Below are 16,170 nucleotides of genomic sequence, written 5' to 3'. Positions count from 1 at the left end.
TGGCAGGTTACCGTAACAGAACACCGGTAGTAAGCTACCGAACACTCTGCCGCGACCGGGCTTAGCATGTAAGCTTGAACACCTGTTTGCTGGCCGCCCGTAACAACAACATTCGAACAAGGGAAAGACACTATGATGGCGCTTATCCAGAGCCACTCCGACACCATCATGGCACTGGGCGCACTGGGTGCGCTGATGTTCTGCCAACTACTGGTCGCTGACGTGGTGGGTTTACGCGCCAAACACACGCCGGGAGACACGGTTACCACCGATCACGAACTGCTGCTGTTCAGGGCGGTCAGAACGGTCGCCAATACCAATGAGAGTATCGCAATTTTTTTGGTGGCCCTGGCATTCTGTGTATTGTCCGGCGCATCTGCTCAAACTACTGCCTACGCAGCATGGACCTTTGTTGTGGCCAGAGCACTGTACGCTCTGTGTTATTACCTGAACATCCAGACGCTGAGATCGATTATGTTTGGCCTGTCTCTGCTGGGGACGGCGGCCTTGCTCATTACGGGCTTTATGGCCATTGCCTAGATTCACAAGCGGCCACAACAGGTTCCGTGCTGCGCCTCGCGCGGGCCGCGTTAAAAGGCACATCATTGCCCGCCCCTGTACGCAGGGATGCAAGGTGGTCCGCCTTACAGTAAATTGGCGCCTCCCTAGCGCACGAGACTTACGCAATGACACTGGAACAAACGGCCTCCAACCGCTGCTTCGAAGGGGAGCAGCTTCGCTTCAAGCACCAGTCACAGACCCTGGGCTGTGAGATGGTTTTCTCACTGTACCTGCCGCCCCAAGCCAAAACGCAGAAAGTGCCATTGCTGTACTGGCTATCCGGGCTTACCTGTACCGACGAGAATTTTGTGCACAAGGCTGGCGCCCAGCGCTACGCAGCGGAACACGGCATCGCCATCCTCTGCCCCGACACCAGCCCGCGTGGCGATGATGTGCCGGATGACGCCGAGGGCGCCTGGGACTTCGGTAAAGGCGCAGGCTTTTATGTGAATGCCACGCAGGCGCCGTGGAGTTCGCACTACCGCATGTATGACTATGTCACCCAGGAGCTGCCTGAAATCGCAGCCGGATTTGACAGTCTGGACAGCGCGCGCTGCAGTATTTCCGGCCACAGCATGGGTGGACACGGTGCAATGGTGATTGCCCTGCGCAACCCCGGCACTTACACCTCAGTGTCTGCCTTCTCACCCATTGTCGCGCCTACCCAGTGCCCCTGGGGTGAGAAAGCGCTGGGCAATTATCTCGGCGAAGACCACAGCGAATGGGCCAACTACGATGCCTGCGCCCTGATCGCAGCAGGTGCATCGCAGCTGCCACTGCTGGTGGACCAGGGGGAAGCCGATGACTTCCTGGAAGAGCAGTTGCGCACAGAGTTGTTGGAGCAAACCTGTAGCGAACAGGGTTACGCTGCCACTATTCGCCGACAGGCAGGCTACGACCATAGCTACTACTTTGTGGCCAGCTTCATCGGTAGCCATATCGCCTTTCATGCCCAGACACTGGCCGCGGAATAAGCTGTCAGGCTAGAGAACCCGCATGAACATCGCCAGCGCAGCTAGACTACTCAGCCTGGCCGCCATTTGGGGCGGCTCGTTCCTGTTCATGCGGATTGCCAGTGACGAGGTTAACGCCTACTGGATCGCCGAGAGCCGGCTGTTACTGGCATCTGTATTCCTGTCGGTGGTGGCCATTGCGGGCCGCAAGGCGTTGTCGCTAGGTCAGCAGTGGCGTCACTACCTGATACTCGGGTTGTTCAACTCGGCGGCGCCCTTTTTGCTGTTTGCGTATGCGGCCGCAGAAGTCTCCGCCTCGTTACTGTCCATCATCAACGCAACCGCACCGGTATGGGGAGCCTTGATCACTGCTATTGCCAGCCGGCAACTGCCCCTTCCGCGCCAGGCGCTGGGCATGGTGGTCGGAATCTCTGGCGTCAGTGTATTGATCGGGATGGACGCCTCAGTGCAAGCGAGCGCGTCCATGCTCCCTGTGATAGCCGCACTGGTGGCAACCTTCTGCTACGGTATTGCCTCGTACTACGCCAGTACCTCGCAGGGCATCGGCCCTTTCGCGAATGCCCATGGCAGCCTGTGGGGCTCAGCCATGATTCTGCTACCGGCCAGTTTCTGGGTCGGTGGTCCCACGGTCGCATCCACTGATGCCGCAATAGCACTCATTGCACTGGGCGTATTGTGCACAGGAGTGGCCTATCTCTTATTCTTCAAGATTCTTGCGGACGATGGCCCCACCTCAGCCCTGTCTGTGACCTTCGTGATTCCACTGTTTGGCGTGTTGTTTGGCCACCTGTTCCTGGACGAGGCGATAGGCTGGCACACCTTCGGAGGCGGCCTATTGATTCTTGGGGGTACCGCGCTGGTGACGGGGTTTTTACCCGGCCAGCTCAGACGTTTAAAGCGCGGCAGCTAGCCGCTGCGCTCACGCTTCAGGATAGAGCAGGGTTTTCCAACTGCTGCGCTCGAACGGGCGCCATTCACCATTGGGCACCGCCAGGCGCTCAGCCACCAAAAACCAGATGGCGGGATTGAGCGTCATGCCGCAGTGACTTCCTCGCACACGGATGTTCTGCGACTGCGCGTGGCCGCTGCCCTGACCATGACGGGTAGTTACCCAGTTCACCACGCCGTCGCCACGGGAAAATATGGCAGTGGTCGGTACCGGCGGCGCCAGGTGCAGTTCATCCTGCTCGATGGGTAAATCATCTGGCGGGTTCAGTGCCATAAATAGTTTTGAGGGATAGGACCCCGTCAGGCGCCCTTCGCCGAAGGGGCTGCCCAATGAAATCACCTGCCGTACTTTTTGCGGCATCTCACGCGCCAGCTCTCTGGCGAAGATACCGCCCAAGCTGTGTCCTACCAGTGACACGGGGCCCTGATAGCGTTCATGCAGCTTATCAATACGGGCCTGCAATGCCTCAAGAATGCCTTCCTGAGGCCCCAGGTTCCTGCCCTGCCCCCAACCATGCACCGCGTACCCGAGGCGGGTGAGGTAGCGCCGAAAAGCGGCGTTGTAGCCATCAGCGCCCAGGAAACCGGGCAGCACCATGACCGGGTGACCGTCTCCTCGCGGTGCTTTATCGACAATTTTGCGTGAGAGAACCAGGGTAATGGCCTCTGCGGCTGCGCGGTGTGCTTCTGTGAGTGCCAGTAAGGCGGAGGGTGGCGGTACATCGGGTTCTGCCTGCAGCATCTCCTCGTACACCGCGCTATCGCCTTTGTGCATAGTGTCTTTCCTTGCGCCCACCAGTCGGTGCCCGGTGGCTATCGTTATAGTAGCCGCAGAGTACCGCAAAGCCCCTTCCAGCGAAACCGCACTGGCCGGGCGCCAAGACCCTGATACCCCACCCTGTTGCCAATCAATAGCCAACAAACTGCAGGGTAAACAACAGGTCATGACCCAGGGTCACGACAAACTCACGGTAGACACAATTACCTGCGAGTAAAACGTCTGGCATATCCAGCCAGATGGCAACATCCATTTCTACCTCCACACCATTCGACCCCCGACGAATACTGTTTAAGCGCCGTATTTCAGACAGACCTCTCCCCTACCCGAGTTACGGGCACAGTTGATAAAAGGGGTGAGGGGTTGGGTATTAGAGCTTCGAGAACTCTTTGTTCAGGTTGTACTGACGGGAGGTGACATAGGTTTCCATGTCTTCCACTCGTCGCAGGGCAGCATCCAGGCGGTCACGGGCCCTCTTCAGGCGTATGCTGGAGGCCTCGCTGTAGCGAAATACTTTGCGCGGTCGATAATCGTGGTACCGCTCGTCGTATTCCATTTCGATCTCCGCCTCCTCGTAGTCTTCGACGTCTGCAGCACTGAAGCTGTCCTCGTCTCGACGGATGGGGCGAGGCGCCAACAGAATCCAGGCGCCAATGTAAGCCCAAAGAGCCAGCGTACCCGTAAAGATAAAAGCACCCACCCAGAGCAGGCGCACGACCCAGTGCGCAATGTCCCAGTGGTCAGCAAGCCCAGCACACACACCCGCGATCTTGCCCTCGCGCGTGTTGCGGTAGAGGTTCATACCCCAGCCGCCGCCTTTGCGGGCCTGGAACCGGCGCTGGTTACGACGGTAGTTCTGGTAATGGTTTCGGTGTCTGCGGCCTCTATTGCCCATACATCACTCCTCGTCCCGCCCGGGGCGGGTCTTTGACTTGCGCCAATCCGGATGATCAGCGTCAAGGATGGATTCCAGGGTGCCAATCCGGTCGGTCAGTTTGTCGACAGTCTCCAGCATGTGTTCGATAGATTCGCGATCTTCCTCTTTGAGGCTGCGGCTAGACCGATTCAGGCTGCGGTAGTGCATCACAATCCAGATCGGTGCCACGATCACCATGAACAATATGGTGGGGACAAATAGTACTTCCCAGGGGTCCATTCACTCTTTCCTTAGGCAACAGGCTCAGACCATGCTGCCATTATTAGTGGGTTTCGCCAATGCATCACTGCGAGTCTTTGGCGCCCTCGCCTTTCATCTCGCTCTTGAGACGCTCCAGCTCATCCGTAATGCGCTCATCGTCCTCCAGCGCATTGATCTCCGCAGCCAGATCGGGCGGAACATCGCGGCCCACGTCCATAGACTCCAGCTGGCTCTCCAGGGTATCCATGCGACGCTCGAAGTGCTCGAAGCGCTGGAAAGCGCTGTCCAGAGCCTCACGGTGCATCTGGCGCTTGACTTTGATGCGCGACTCCACGGTTTTGGTGCGCATCATCATGGCCTTCTGCTTGGCCTTGGCATCCGACAGCTTCTGCTGCAGTTGGGCCACTTCGTCGTTGAGCTGGCCGATATGCTCATCGGTCGCCTTCAGCTCTGCCTCAACGACTGTGACCTCCTCAGCGATGGCCTGCTTTTCCTGCAAGGCGGCCCTGGCTAAGTCTTCCCGGCCCTTGCTGATAGCCAGCTTGGCCTTCTCTTCCCAGCTGTCGGCTTCCGCCTGCACCTGGGTCAGGCGCCGATTGGCGGCCTTCCTGTCGGCAATCACCCGGGCAGACGAGCTGCGCACTTCTACCAACGTGTCTTCCATTTCCTGAATAATCAGGCGAATCATCTTCTCCGGATCCTCTGCCTGGTCCAGCAGAGAATTGATGTTGGAGTTAATGATGTCGGTCATGCGGGAAAAAATACCCATGGTTACCTCTCCTCAGTAAATCAGTGGCTGGCGGCGCGAGCGCGCCCCCAGTCACCGAGTCGATAAATCGCTTCAACAATCACAATGACGGGCAACAACATACAAACGGCAATCATCAAATCCAGCAGCACCGCGATCACCAAACCCAGTGGGAGCAGTGCCAGGTATGCCAAGTAGCGCTTGTTGCCCATTTTCGTCATTGTTTTCCTCGTTCAGTCGGCCGTGCCGACACTGTGTATTCCATTGCGCCATTCCTTGACGCTTACTGTGTACTTATCAGCTTTCGTGCCAGAAATCGCATCTCGTTGTTTTTATTGACTTTATTCGACTTCAAGCCACATAAACGCCCTATCCTTACCATCCAGAATGTTATTCCATTCCTACTTATTAGGTGTTTTTTACCTTTAGTGGTATTTTTAACCTATGAGCAGAGCACCTGAAAGCATGATTGGCGACTCGTCAGCCCTGGCTGCCGCGTTAGACCATCTCTCACGGTTGGCCCCGATTAATCGCCCGGTGCTGGTCTTGGGTGAACGGGGTACGGGTAAAGAGCTTGCCGCTCAGCGACTTCACTTTCTGTCATCGCGATGGGACGCGCCCTTGCTCAAGGTAAACTGTGCCGCCATGGCTGAAACACTGTTGGAGTCCGAGCTATTCGGTCACGAAGCGGGCGCATTTACCGGAGCTACGCGAAGTCACCAGGGTCGCTTCGAACGCGCCGATGGCGGCACCCTCTTCCTTGATGAACTGGCCACCATGTCGCCGAGGCTGCAGGAAAAACTGCTGCGCCTCGTTGAGTACGGCGAGTTCGAGAGAGTCGGCGGTCAGAAAACCCACCAGGTGGACGTGCGAGTGGTGGCGGCTACCAATGCCGATCTACCCGCCATGGCAGAAGCCGGCGAGTTCAGGCATGACCTGCTAGACCGGCTGAGCTTTGACATCGTGCACTTACCGCCACTGCGGGTGCGCCATGGCGACACATTGACACTGGCAGAACACTTCGCCATTCAGATGAGCGCGGAACTGGGCTGGGATTACTTTCCCGGTTTCAGCGATCGGGCCGTCACCCAGCTCACGGATCATCAGTGGCCCGGTAACGTACGAGAGCTGAAGAATGTGGTGGAGCGCTCGCTCTATCGCTGGGGCGACGCCCATTCCCCGGTAGACGATATCGTTACCGATCCCTTTCAATCACCGTACGTTGATGCACCCGAGATCCAGACGGAACCCGACGATGTTGCACAACCACTCGCCCCCTCACCAGACACAATACGAGGGCCTGACACCGTGCCACTGCAGGAACGTGTGACGCAGTTTGAGCGCGAGCTGGTGGAGCGGGCACTCGTGCGTGCTGGCGGCAACCAGCGACTAGCCGCCCAACAAACCCAACTCAGCTACAACCAGATACGCGGCCTCGTGCGCAAGCATGACCTGGGAGGCAGGCGCCGCAGCAACTAACCAGTCTCGCCCGCCTCGTGCAACTCACCGTCACAACGTAAAAATCCGGGCTGCCGGGTCCCCCTGAATAGGTATGGCCGACACCCTGTCGCACTACTATTATTCGAGCCTATACAACCAGAAGGAGCTCTACGATGACGCTGTCTTTGTCGGATACCGGATTACTGCGCACCCAGGCCTACATTAACGGCCAGTGGGTTGACGCCGATAATGGCGCGACCTTTGCTGTCAGCAATCCTGCAACGGGAGAGACCATCGTGGACGTGGCCAAAGTGGGCGCGGCCGAAACCGCCCGGGCGATCGAAGCGGCGGAAGCCGCCATGGTCAGTTGGAAAGCGGTACCCGCGAAGCAGCGGGCCCAGATCTTGCGAAGTTGGTTCGACCTCATTATGGAAAACCAGGAAGACCTGGCGATTATCATGACCGCGGAGCAAGGTAAGGTACTGGCCGAGTCACGGGGTGAAGTCGCTTATGGCGCCGCCTTCATGGAGTGGTTCGGCGAGGAAGCCAAACGTATCGACGGCGATGTTATTCCAGGCCCCAGCGCCGACAAGCGTATTGTGTGTATCAAGCAGCCGGTAGGTGTGGTTGCTGCCATTACCCCCTGGAACTTCCCCAACGCCATGATTGCTCGTAAGGCTGCCCCGGCCCTGGCAGCCGGCTGCACGATTGTAATCAAGCCTGCCACAGAGACTCCGCTATCTGCCTTTGCCATGGCAGAGCTCGCAGAGCGCGCCGGTGTGCCGGCCGGCGTTATCAACATTGTTGCGGGCGGATCCAGCGATATCGGCGGCGAGCTCACCGGTAATCCCATAGTGCGCAAGCTCACGTTCACCGGCAGCACCCCGGTGGGGAAAATGCTGGAGGCCCAGTGTGCGCAGACCATGAAGAAAACCTCCATGGAGCTAGGGGGCAATGCACCCTTTATCGTGTTCGACGATGCCGACATTGATGCGGCGGTTCAGGGCGCGCTGATCTCCAAGTACCGCAACGCGGGCCAAACCTGCGTCTGTTCAAATCGCCTGTTTGTGCAAGACGCCATTTACGACGAATTTGTGCAGAAGCTTGTCGCTGCTACCTCCGCGCTCACGGTTGGCAACGGCCTCGAGGATGGCATCACGGTTGGACCACTGGTCAATCGTAAAGCCGTTGATGACGTTCAGGCGCTGGTCGATGCCTCTGTGGATGCGGGAGCGCAGGTGGCGTTAGGCGGCGGCAGTCACAGCCTGGGCGGCTGTTTCTTCGAACCGACAATCCTCACCGAAGTGACGGATCAGATGGCCGTCTTTCGTAATGAAATTTTCGGCCCGGTTGCGCCCGTTGTGCGCTTCAACGATGAAGACGAAGTCATCTCCATGGCCAACGATACAGAGTTTGGCCTTGCCTCTTACTTTTACACCCGCGACATCGGCCGCGTCTGGCGCGTGGCCGAAGCACTGGAATACGGCATCGTCGGCATCAACGAAGGCATCATCTCCAATGAGATGGCCCCGTTTGGTGGTGTTAAAGAATCCGGTTCGGGACGCGAAGGATCCAAGTACGGTATCGACGACTACGTTGAGATCAAATACATGCTGATGGGCGGCCTGGACCGCTAGGGGGATAAACATGAGCGACATCAACATCGACAACTGGTGGCTGCCTTTCACGAACGTACGCGCCTTTCAGGACAACCCGCGTATCTTCAGCCGTGCCGAGGGCTGCTTCCTGTACAAGCAGGACGGCTCTGAGGTTCTGGATATTACGGCGGGTCTCTGGTGCTGCAACGTTGGCCACGGGCGCCGTGAAATTGCCGACGCGGTTCACAAGCAGCTGATGACGCTGGACTACGCGCCTCCCTTCCAGTTTGGCACACCGCCCGGCTTTGAATTTGCGCAGCGCATCACCCAACACACGCCCGCAGACATCAATCGCGTGTTTTTTACCAACTCCGGGTCTGAGGCAGTAGATACCGCGCTTAAAATCGCACACCTGTACCAGCATGCGCGCGACAAGGGCGGCAAGCAGCGCTTCATATCCCGTGAACAGGGCTACCACGGTGTGAATGTCGGTGGCACCTCCATGCAGGGCCTGCCCACCAACCGTCACGGCTTCCCGGTACTGGACCGCGTGGACTTCCTTCCCGGCATGTTGGATATATCACGCAACGCGTTCAGTCGTGGCAGCCCAGCGCACGGCACGGAAGAAATGGCAGCGGCTTTCGAAAACATCGTGGCCATGCGCGGCGCCGATAGCATCTGCGCGGTGATCATTGAGCCGGTCTCCGGTGCCGGCGGCATGGTACCGCCGCCTCAGGGTTACCTGAAGAAAGTTCGCGAGCTCTGCGATAAGCACGACATCCTGCTGATCTTCGATGAGGTAATCACCGGCTTCGGTCGCACAGGCTCAGCGTTTGCCGCCACCGAGTTTGACGTCGTGCCCGACATCATGACCACGGCCAAGGGCATCAATGGCGGGACCGTGCCCATGGGCGCCGTGCTGATCAAAGACGAGATTCAGCAAGCCATTTTCGATGCAGCACCCAACACGCTGCCAGAGTTTTTTCACGGCAATACCTATGCCGGCGCCCCTGTGGCAGCTGCAGCCGGTCTTGCCGCCATGGATATCTACGAGCAGGAAGGCCTGCTGACCTGTGGTAGTGGCGAAAAAGGCAAGTACTGGGAAGATGCCCTGCACAGCCTCGCAGACCTGCCGCAGGTGATCGACATACGTAACTACGGCCTGCTGGGCGCAGTGAGCTTTGATCCCATGGAACTACCCGCGAAATCATTGGGGCCAAAGATCCACCAGCGTTGCTTCGACAACGGCCTCCTGTGCCGCGCTGTTGGCGACAACATGGTGATGTCGCCGCCCCTGTCCATCAGCCACCAGGAAATCGACCTGTTCATCAGCCGTTTCCGTCAGAGCGTGACCGAGGTACTGGGCCAACCCTCCTCACCTGCCGTCGCGACGGGCTAAGGCTTTTAGGGCACTTTGTCTGCTCCAAAAAAAAGCGCGCCACTGGCGCGCTTTTTTTTGTGAATGAAGAATCGGCTAGGGACCTGTTTGCTCTGACAGGCGTTTCACCAACGCTTCCATCTCCGGCAAGTTAAGGGTGCCGTTCTTATCCGCATCGAGGAACCACCAACGCCAGCCGATGGAGTCGCGCAGGCGCGATGGCATCTCTGCCTTTGCGACCTCCCCGTCCATGTTGCTGTCCATAAAGCCCATCCATTGAGCGGTATCGGCGGTGAGGTTGCTGTGGATAGGCGCATCGCTGCTCTCGCGCTTCCAGCTGTAACTGACGGAGCCGTACAGCATCTCCTCGGCAGACTGGAGGCCCCAGCGAACGGCTTCCTCCGGCGCAGGGTTGGCCGGGTTGTTGGCAGAGTTGTCGTACACGGTGCGGTGAATAATCTGAGTCCCTGCGGGCACATCGATAGGTTGCTCAAACTCGTAGGTGCGCTGCCAGTTAAAGTCATAGTTGGGCACTGACAACACCACTTCGGTGCGACCGTCTGGGTACACCATTTCAAAGGTGCTGCTGCGGCCACGGTAGTGTGAGTGAGGCACCAGGGAATACACCGTGGCATCCTCCCAGAAGGTAAAGTACGCCGATTCCTCGTGCGCTGGCGCACCCGCGGGAATGTTGATTCGCGGGTTCAGCACCACCTGCTGACGCAGGTAATTGGCTGGCGGCTCATCGGCAAAGTACAAGCCCACCTTTGTCACATCGGTTGTGGCCTTGCCGTAGGGAGTGTAATGCATCTGGAACAGGTAGACACCACCCTCGGGCACAAACACACCCGTGCCTTCAGGCATGAAGGCTGACTCATTACCCGGGGCATAACCCATGATGTAGTTTTGGAAGACGCTCTCGCGATCGCTATCAGCGGGCGGCTCGTCTGCGGAGCCCATCAACACGTGATGAACCACCTTGCTGTCACCCGGGATAATGGTTGCCGCACGCACCCAGGCATCACGGTCCAACGGGTTTTGGACAACCGGGAACTGATAGTCCACGATGCCGGTGGCGGGAATGTCGTAAGGCTGCACTTCAAGAACCAGGTCGGGCTCCCCTAAGGGCCACTCGGCTGAGAGCGGTTCCACGGCTTTCAATGGATCAGCGCCCTCGCCTCTCGGCGCACCTGCTTCAATCCAGGCCAGCAACTGCGCGGTTTCCTCATCACCCAAACCGGCATCGCCCTGCCAGTGACCAATTTCGGGATCTGCATGCCACGGAGGCATGCGTTTGGTGCGCACCACCTCGCGGATCATGGGCGCAAAACCCTGAATCATTCGGTACTCAGACATCGCCCAGGGACCGATGCCCCCCTCACGGTGACAGGCAACGCAATTGTCGACCAACATCGGCGCGATGGTGTCGGTGTAGTCGGGCACATCTACCGGTGCCTGAGCCACCGTGGGGCAGTCTACCGGCGCCGTGATGTCGCCCGTGACATCGACACCTGACAGCAGCGCTGCCACCGCGTCACCCGCATCGATAGACGCCGATGAGGCGGCGCTGATACCACCGCGGAAAACCACTTCTCGCGCCCTCGCGTCTATCACCATGACCTCACCGCCGGCTTCCAGACCCAGTGACGGCGCAATGACACCGGCTGAATCCTGCAACACCGGCAGGTCTATACCCTGTGCCTTCGCACTACCGGCCAGGGTTGCCCTGTCGGCACCGGCGACATCAACCAGCATGACCTGCACACCATCTTCGGCATATTCCTGCTGCAAAGCGGCGAGCTCGGTGGCTGAACTGGCGAGGGCGGCACATTGCGCGTCGTAGCCCATCAGCACAATCGCCGGGGCTTCCTTGTGATAGAACAGTTCCTGCGCCTTGCCGTGTTGATCCAGCAATACGAAGTTATCAACCGTGGCGACAGCTGACAGTGAGAAGGCGGCGGCTACCGCTGCCGTCAGGTTTGCAAAAACACGCATAGGACCGACTCTGTTTTGAGTTGTGTTCGAATTGTAACCGCGCAAAATCGGGCCTGACGACTTAAATGTGGTTAATTTTGGCCATTAATCGGTGCTCACACGCTCCTTACCGCAGCGCTCGCAGCGATAAAGCGTCACCAATTTGCCCTGTTTCACATCAAAGCGACGCGACTTATCTGCGCGCCATTTATGGTGCCCGTGACGACAAAGGGTCTTTGATTTGGGCGCGGGGCGTTTGAAAGGCAGTACATCGGCCATAGCAGCACGCAGCGAGGCTGCTATAGCAGGGTCCGCTCAAGGGCCTGGCGCCATTTATCGACACGTTGGCGCCTGGCAGTGGCCGACATTTGCACTTTGAACTCTTTCTCCGCCTGCCATACCTTGCGCAACTCTCCCGTGCCCGACCATAGGCCCACGCCCAAGCCTGCCAAGTAGCAGGCGCCGGCTACAGTCGTTTCAATCACACGCGGACGAATCAGGCGTCGGCCCAGCACATCTGCCTGAATCTGCATGAGCAGGTCATTGGCAGCGGCGCCGCCATCCACTCGCAGCGGTTTCATGCGTTTGCCCAGATCTCGCTCCATGGCCACGAGAATGTCTGCATTCTGCAGCGCCATGGCGTCCAATGTTGCCCGGGCAACATGCCCCTGCTCAGAGCCCCGCGTGAGGCCGCTGATAGTACCCCTGGCATCGGGTGCCCAATGCGGCGCCCCCAGCCCGGTGAGCGCCGGGACGAACTCGACCCCGCCATGATCAGCAACGGTTTTCGCCAGGGTCTCGACGTCCGGCGCACGCTTGATGATCTTGAGACCATCGCGCAGCCATTGCACGGCAGCGCCACAAACAAAGGCACCACCTTCCAGCGCATACACGGGCTTGCGCCCTTCACCCAGCTGCCAGCCCACGGTAGTAAGGAGCCCCGCGCGGGATTGGAGAATCGCATCGCCGGTGTTCATTAGGATGAACGAACCAGTGCCGAAGGTGCACTTGGCATCGCCGCTGGCAAAACAGGCCTGACCAAACAGGGCCGCTTGCTGATCACCCGCAACTCCGGCAATAGGTATGCCATCCGGTAAGCCTCGCACGCCTCGCGTGTGGCCAAGGACAGCGCTGCTGGGTGTGATGGTTGGCAGGATGGATCGCGGCACCTCGAACAGGTCCAGCAGCTCGCTGTCCCAGTCCAGGGTTTTCAGGTTCATCAAGGACGTTCGAGACGCGTTAGAGACATCTGTGACGTGAGTGTCACCGCCACTGAGTTGCCAGATCAGGTAGCTGTCGATCGTGCCACCGGCGACCTTGCCCGCTTTGACTTTGGCACGAGCGCCGGCGGTGTTCTTGAGCAGCCAGCGGAACTTGCTCGCTGAAAAATACGGGTCCAGCACCAACCCACTCTTTCGCTTGACGCGCTTCTCATGGCCGGCGGCTTTGAGCGACTCGCAAAAGTCGGTGGTGCGCCGACATTGCCAAACAATCGCGTTATTGAGCGGCTCACCGCTTATACGATCCCACAGCAGTGAGGTCTCGCGCTGGTTGGTAATACCGATGGCAGCGATGTCACCGGGCTTGCACAATTTCTTGCGCATCACCGAGGCAATACCCTTCTCCACCGAGCGCCAGATATCGCCAGCGTCGTGTTCGACCCAGCCCGGCTGCGGGTATATCTGCGGGAACTCGTGGTTCACCGCTGCGACAACATCGCCGCGCTGATTCATCAGCGCAACGGTGCTGCCAGTCGTGCCCTGGTCAATCGCCAGGATGAAGCTGGCCATCAGGCGGCGTAGCCCTCAACCGCCTTGATCTCAAGGAAGTCAGTGAAGCCGTGGTGCCCCCACTCGCGACCATTACCAGACTGCTTGTAGCCACCGAAGGGCACATCGTAGCCGCCAGAGGCGCCGTTCAAGTGGACATTGCCGGCGCGGATGCGGGTGGCAACCTTGCGCGCGTGGTCAATGTCGCCGGACTGCACATAACCAGCCAGGCCGTAGGGTGTGTCATTGGCGATGGCAATGGCTTCTTCTTCCGTTTCATAAGGAATCATCACCAGCACAGGGCCGAAGATTTCTTCCCGCGCAATGGTCATCTCGTTATTGACGCCCGAAAAGACCGTTGGACGAATGAAGTAGCCGCTGTCGATGCCATCGGGACGACCCGTGCCGCCGCAAACCAACTTCGCGCCCTCATCAATTCCCGCCTGTATCAGGCCCTGAATCTTGTTGTACTGCAGCTCGGACACTACCGGGCCCATGGTGGTTGCTTCCTGAGTGGGATCTCCCACAACCACACTCTCGGTCACTCGCTTGGCGATTTCCTCTGCCTCAGCCAGCTTGGCAGCCGGTACCAGCATGCGTGAAGGTGCATTACAGGATTGTCCGGTGTTGTTGTACATGTGCAACAGGCCACCGGTCACAGCGGTTTCAAGGTCGGCATCATCCAGGATGATGTTAGGCGACTTGCCGCCCAACTCCTGGGTGACACGCTTCACGGTAGGCGCTGCGTTCTGCGCCACCAGGGTGCCGGCCCGCGTGGAACCGGTGAAGGACATCATGTCCACATCCGGGTGGCGTGACAGCGCAGTGCCCACAACGGCACCATCGCCATTCACCATGTTAAAGACACCGGCGGGGACGCCGGCCTCGTCCAGAATCTCAGTCCAGATGTAGGCGGACAAGGGAGCAACTTCACTGGGCTTCAATACCATCGTGCAACCTACTGCCAGCGCAGGGGCTACCTTGCAGGCAATCTGGTTCACTGGCCAGTTCCAGGGTGTGATCAAACCGCAGACGCCGATGGGCTCCTTGAACACCCGGTGTGGACCTAGGTCTTCCTCAAACTGAAAGTCTTTCAGGACTTTGGCGGCCTGCTCCAGGTGGCCCAGGCCGGTGTGCGCCTGTGCAGTAGTTGCCAGGCCCACCGGAGCACCCATTTCCTCGCGAATGGCGTCAGCCACGTCGTTGTAACGCTTCTGGTACACCGCAATGCAGCTCTCCAGCAGTTCGAGGCGCTCTTCCCGCGAGGTGAACCCAAAGGTTTGGAAAGCACTCTTGGCGGCTGCTACGGCACGATTGATGTCTTCTTCCGAACCCAGTGAGATGTGGGCACAGACGGCCTCTGTGGCGGGATTGATAACGTCCAGTTCGTTAGGGGTTACCGGATCGACCCATTCGCCATTGATATAAAACTGCTTGTATTCGCGCATTGCGGTACTCCTGTTGTTTTTAGACGACTGTTTGCGAAGCCGCTAAGTGTAGCACCGCGCGCCGCCATGGCTACCTTCCCTGAGGGGGTTAGTACGGGCTCATCTGGCATGGGCGAGACGGGCGGATTCTGTCATAATCCGCCGCTCGGGCATCGACCGCCCCACTTACAGATCACACGGGTATTCGCTTATGAACCAGGCAATCGACCACGACGAAATGACACTGTTTCGAGACATGGCACGCCGCGCCTTCGAGCAGGAAGTGGCGCCTCACTTCGAGCAGTGGGAAGACGACCACATTGTGCCCCGCGACCTGTGGCGCACATTGGGTGCCGCCGGGTTATTGTGCCCGGACGTGGATGAAGCCTTCGGTGGCGCTGGCACGACACCGCACGTCACACTGGCAATGATCGAAGAACTGTCGCGCATGGGCTTCGGTGGTGTCGCCACCGGCTACGGCATCCACTCCAACATCGTAGCGCCCTACCTCAGCCGCCACGGCACTGAAGAACAGAAGCAGCAATGGCTGCCCGGCATGGTTAGCGGCGATGTGTTCGGCGCTCTGGCGATGACCGAACCCGGTGCAGGCTCTGACGTGCAGGGTATTCGCACCAACGCCGTTCGTGACGGTGACGAATGGGTACTCAATGGCTCGAAGATCTTTATCACCAACGGTATCCACGCCGACCTGGTTATCGTGGCTGCGATCACTGATCCCGGCAAAGGCGCCAAGGGCACTTCCCTTTTCCTGGTGGATGTCACCCTGCCCGGCTTTGAGAAAAGCAAGAAGATCGAGAAGATTGGCCAACACACGTCGGACACTGCACAGCTGTTTTTCCAGGACGTACGCCTGCCGGCCAATGCACTGCTCGGCGAGGTCAACAAAGGCTTCATCATCATGATGGAGGAGTTACCCAGAGAACGTCTCGGCATCGCCGCTCAGGCCGTTGCCGCTGCAGAGGGCGCGCTGGACATCACCGTTGAGTATGTGAAAGAGCGCAAGGCATTCGGGCAAACGATTGGTGAATTCCAGAACACCCGCTTCAAGCTGGCGGACGTGAGAACGGAAATCGCCTTGAACCGCGCCTTGTACGAAGCCTGTGCTGACGAATACGCCCGCGACGAACTCACCGCAGACAAGGCGGCCATGCTTAAGCTTGCCTCCTGTGAAATGCAGTGCAGCACTATTGATGATTGCCTGCAGCTTTTCGGTGGCTATGGTTACACGGTGGAGTACCCGATTTCGCGCTTTTACACCGATGCCCGCATCCAGCGCATCTACGGCGGTTCATCCGAGATCATGCGCGAGCTGGTAGCTCGCACTATGCTGGGTCGCTAATTCTCAGGCGACTCTCAAAAGCAGAAAAGTCCGGCACTGCCGGGCTTTTTTATGGCGCTGCGAATTTTTCAGGCCGC

16 protein-coding genes are annotated in these 16,170 nt (G+C 58.6%); 7 read left to right on the top strand and 9 right to left on the bottom strand.

Annotated elements, in window-relative coordinates; translation table 11 throughout:
* Positions 1-132 precede the first annotated feature (132 nt).
* From IE089_RS04105 to IE089_RS04095, 3 genes are all read left to right on the top strand, one after another.
* A complete protein-coding gene (locus IE089_RS04105) occupies positions 133-540 on the top strand; it encodes an MAPEG family protein (RefSeq protein WP_189475398.1) in 408 nt (135 codons plus the stop codon).
* Positions 541-692: 152 nt separating this feature from the next.
* Positions 693-1,535 carry an S-formylglutathione hydrolase gene (fghA, locus tag IE089_RS04100; RefSeq protein ID WP_308428833.1) on the top strand — a complete coding sequence of 281 codons (843 nt, stop codon included), beginning with the start codon at positions 693-695 and terminating at the stop codon, positions 1,533-1,535.
* Positions 1,536-1,557: 22 nt separating this feature from the next.
* The gene (locus IE089_RS04095) at positions 1,558-2,445 is read left to right on the top strand and encodes a DMT family transporter (RefSeq protein WP_189475394.1); all 888 of its coding nucleotides are present in this window, start codon (positions 1,558-1,560) and stop codon (positions 2,443-2,445) included.
* A gap of 9 nt (positions 2,446-2,454) precedes the next feature.
* Here the strand turns inward: IE089_RS04095 and IE089_RS04090 are convergent, their stop codons facing one another.
* The 6 genes from IE089_RS04090 to IE089_RS04070 all read right to left on the bottom strand — a co-directional run bounded on the left by IE089_RS04090 (position 2,455) and on the right by IE089_RS04070 (position 5,368).
* A complete protein-coding gene (locus tag IE089_RS04090; RefSeq protein ID WP_189475393.1) occupies positions 2,455-3,258 on the bottom strand; it encodes an esterase/lipase family protein in 804 nt (267 codons plus the stop codon).
* A 133-nt stretch (positions 3,259-3,391) separates the two neighbouring features.
* The gene (locus tag IE089_RS15765) at positions 3,392-3,514 is read right to left on the bottom strand and encodes a hypothetical protein (protein WP_268247978.1); all 123 of its coding nucleotides are present in this window, start codon (positions 3,512-3,514) and stop codon (positions 3,392-3,394) included.
* A 117-nt stretch (positions 3,515-3,631) separates the two neighbouring features.
* Positions 3,632-4,156 (bottom strand): PspC domain-containing protein, encoded by a 525-nt coding sequence (locus tag IE089_RS04085; protein ID WP_189475391.1) that lies wholly within the window; start codon positions 4,154-4,156, stop codon positions 3,632-3,634.
* Between the two features lie 3 nt (positions 4,157-4,159).
* On the bottom strand, positions 4,160-4,417 hold the full coding sequence (gene pspB, locus IE089_RS04080; protein WP_189475388.1) for an envelope stress response membrane protein PspB: 258 nt from the start codon (positions 4,415-4,417) through the stop codon (positions 4,160-4,162).
* A gap of 64 nt (positions 4,418-4,481) precedes the next feature.
* The gene (pspA, locus tag IE089_RS04075) at positions 4,482-5,168 is read right to left on the bottom strand and encodes a phage shock protein PspA (RefSeq protein ID WP_189475386.1); all 687 of its coding nucleotides are present in this window, start codon (positions 5,166-5,168) and stop codon (positions 4,482-4,484) included.
* Positions 5,169-5,188: 20 nt separating this feature from the next.
* Positions 5,189-5,368 carry a hypothetical protein gene (locus IE089_RS04070; RefSeq protein WP_189475385.1) on the bottom strand — a complete coding sequence of 60 codons (180 nt, stop codon included), beginning with the start codon at positions 5,366-5,368 and terminating at the stop codon, positions 5,189-5,191.
* Positions 5,369-5,591: 223 nt separating this feature from the next.
* Between IE089_RS04070 and pspF the strand changes: the two genes are divergently transcribed.
* The 3 genes from pspF to aptA all read left to right on the top strand — a co-directional run bounded on the left by pspF (position 5,592) and on the right by aptA (position 9,584).
* The gene (gene pspF, locus IE089_RS04065) at positions 5,592-6,626 is read left to right on the top strand and encodes a phage shock protein operon transcriptional activator (RefSeq protein WP_189475382.1); all 1,035 of its coding nucleotides are present in this window, start codon (positions 5,592-5,594) and stop codon (positions 6,624-6,626) included.
* A gap of 134 nt (positions 6,627-6,760) precedes the next feature.
* Positions 6,761-8,224, top strand: a complete 1,464-nt coding sequence (locus IE089_RS04060; protein ID WP_189475380.1) for a succinate-semialdehyde dehydrogenase — start codon at positions 6,761-6,763, stop codon at positions 8,222-8,224.
* A gap of 10 nt (positions 8,225-8,234) precedes the next feature.
* Positions 8,235-9,584: an omega-aminotransferase AptA gene (gene aptA, locus IE089_RS04055; protein ID WP_189475378.1), complete on the top strand. Its 1,350-nt coding sequence runs from the start codon at positions 8,235-8,237 to the stop codon at positions 9,582-9,584.
* 75 nt (positions 9,585-9,659) lie between these two features.
* Here the strand turns inward: aptA and IE089_RS04050 are convergent, their stop codons facing one another.
* The 3 genes from IE089_RS04050 to IE089_RS04040 all read right to left on the bottom strand — a co-directional run bounded on the left by IE089_RS04050 (position 9,660) and on the right by IE089_RS04040 (position 14,754).
* Positions 9,660-11,558, bottom strand: coding sequence for a redoxin domain-containing protein (locus tag IE089_RS04050; protein ID WP_189475377.1), 1,899 nt, complete (start codon positions 11,556-11,558; stop codon positions 9,660-9,662).
* Positions 11,559-11,836: 278 nt separating this feature from the next.
* Positions 11,837-13,327 (bottom strand): glycerol kinase GlpK, encoded by a 1,491-nt coding sequence (glpK, locus tag IE089_RS04045; RefSeq protein ID WP_189475375.1) that lies wholly within the window; start codon positions 13,325-13,327, stop codon positions 11,837-11,839.
* A complete protein-coding gene (locus tag IE089_RS04040; RefSeq protein ID WP_189475373.1) occupies positions 13,327-14,754 on the bottom strand; it encodes an aldehyde dehydrogenase family protein in 1,428 nt (475 codons plus the stop codon). The genes glpK and IE089_RS04040 overlap by 1 nt, the downstream gene beginning before the upstream one ends.
* A 190-nt stretch (positions 14,755-14,944) precedes the next feature.
* Between IE089_RS04040 and IE089_RS04035 the strand changes: the two genes are divergently transcribed.
* Entirely contained in the window at positions 14,945-16,093 is a 1,149-nt protein-coding gene (locus IE089_RS04035; RefSeq protein WP_189475371.1) for an acyl-CoA dehydrogenase family protein, read from the top strand.
* Positions 16,094-16,170: the final 77 nt, after the last annotated feature.

The sequence above is a fragment of the Parahalioglobus pacificus genome, assembly GCF_014652275.1.
In the GTDB taxonomy this organism is placed as follows: domain Bacteria; phylum Pseudomonadota; class Gammaproteobacteria; order Pseudomonadales; family Halieaceae; genus Parahalioglobus; species Parahalioglobus pacificus.
The sequence above is the reverse complement of the archived record's forward strand: the minus strand, read 5'-3'. Positions and strand labels throughout refer to the sequence as shown.

Bases quoted from the DNA above. Each gene is read 5' to 3' on its own strand.
- glpK (WP_189475375.1), bottom strand. From the start codon at position 13,327: ATGGCCAGCTTCATCCTGGCGATTGACCAGGGCACGACTGGCAGCACC.
- pspF (WP_189475382.1), top strand. From the start codon at position 5,592: ATGAGCAGAGCACCTGAAAGCATGATTGGCGACTCGTCAGCCCTGGCT.
- aptA (WP_189475378.1), top strand. From the start codon at position 8,235: ATGAGCGACATCAACATCGACAACTGGTGGCTGCCTTTCACGAACGTA.
- IE089_RS04040 (WP_189475373.1), bottom strand. From the start codon at position 14,754: ATGCGCGAATACAAGCAGTTTTATATCAATGGCGAATGGGTCGATCCG.
- IE089_RS04085 (WP_189475391.1), bottom strand. From the start codon at position 4,156: ATGGGCAATAGAGGCCGCAGACACCGAAACCATTACCAGAACTACCGT.
- IE089_RS04105 (WP_189475398.1), top strand. From the start codon at position 133: ATGATGGCGCTTATCCAGAGCCACTCCGACACCATCATGGCACTGGGC.
- pspB (WP_189475388.1), bottom strand. From the start codon at position 4,417: ATGGACCCCTGGGAAGTACTATTTGTCCCCACCATATTGTTCATGGTG.
- IE089_RS04035 (WP_189475371.1), top strand. From the start codon at position 14,945: ATGAACCAGGCAATCGACCACGACGAAATGACACTGTTTCGAGACATG.
- IE089_RS04070 (WP_189475385.1), bottom strand. From the start codon at position 5,368: ATGACGAAAATGGGCAACAAGCGCTACTTGGCATACCTGGCACTGCTC.
- pspA (WP_189475386.1), bottom strand. From the start codon at position 5,168: ATGGGTATTTTTTCCCGCATGACCGACATCATTAACTCCAACATCAAT.
- IE089_RS04060 (WP_189475380.1), top strand. From the start codon at position 6,761: ATGACGCTGTCTTTGTCGGATACCGGATTACTGCGCACCCAGGCCTAC.
- IE089_RS04095 (WP_189475394.1), top strand. From the start codon at position 1,558: ATGAACATCGCCAGCGCAGCTAGACTACTCAGCCTGGCCGCCATTTGG.
- IE089_RS04090 (WP_189475393.1), bottom strand. From the start codon at position 3,258: ATGCACAAAGGCGATAGCGCGGTGTACGAGGAGATGCTGCAGGCAGAA.
- IE089_RS15765 (WP_268247978.1), bottom strand. From the start codon at position 3,514: ATGGATGTTGCCATCTGGCTGGATATGCCAGACGTTTTACTCGCAGGT.
- IE089_RS04050 (WP_189475377.1), bottom strand. From the start codon at position 11,558: ATGCGTGTTTTTGCAAACCTGACGGCAGCGGTAGCCGCCGCCTTCTCA.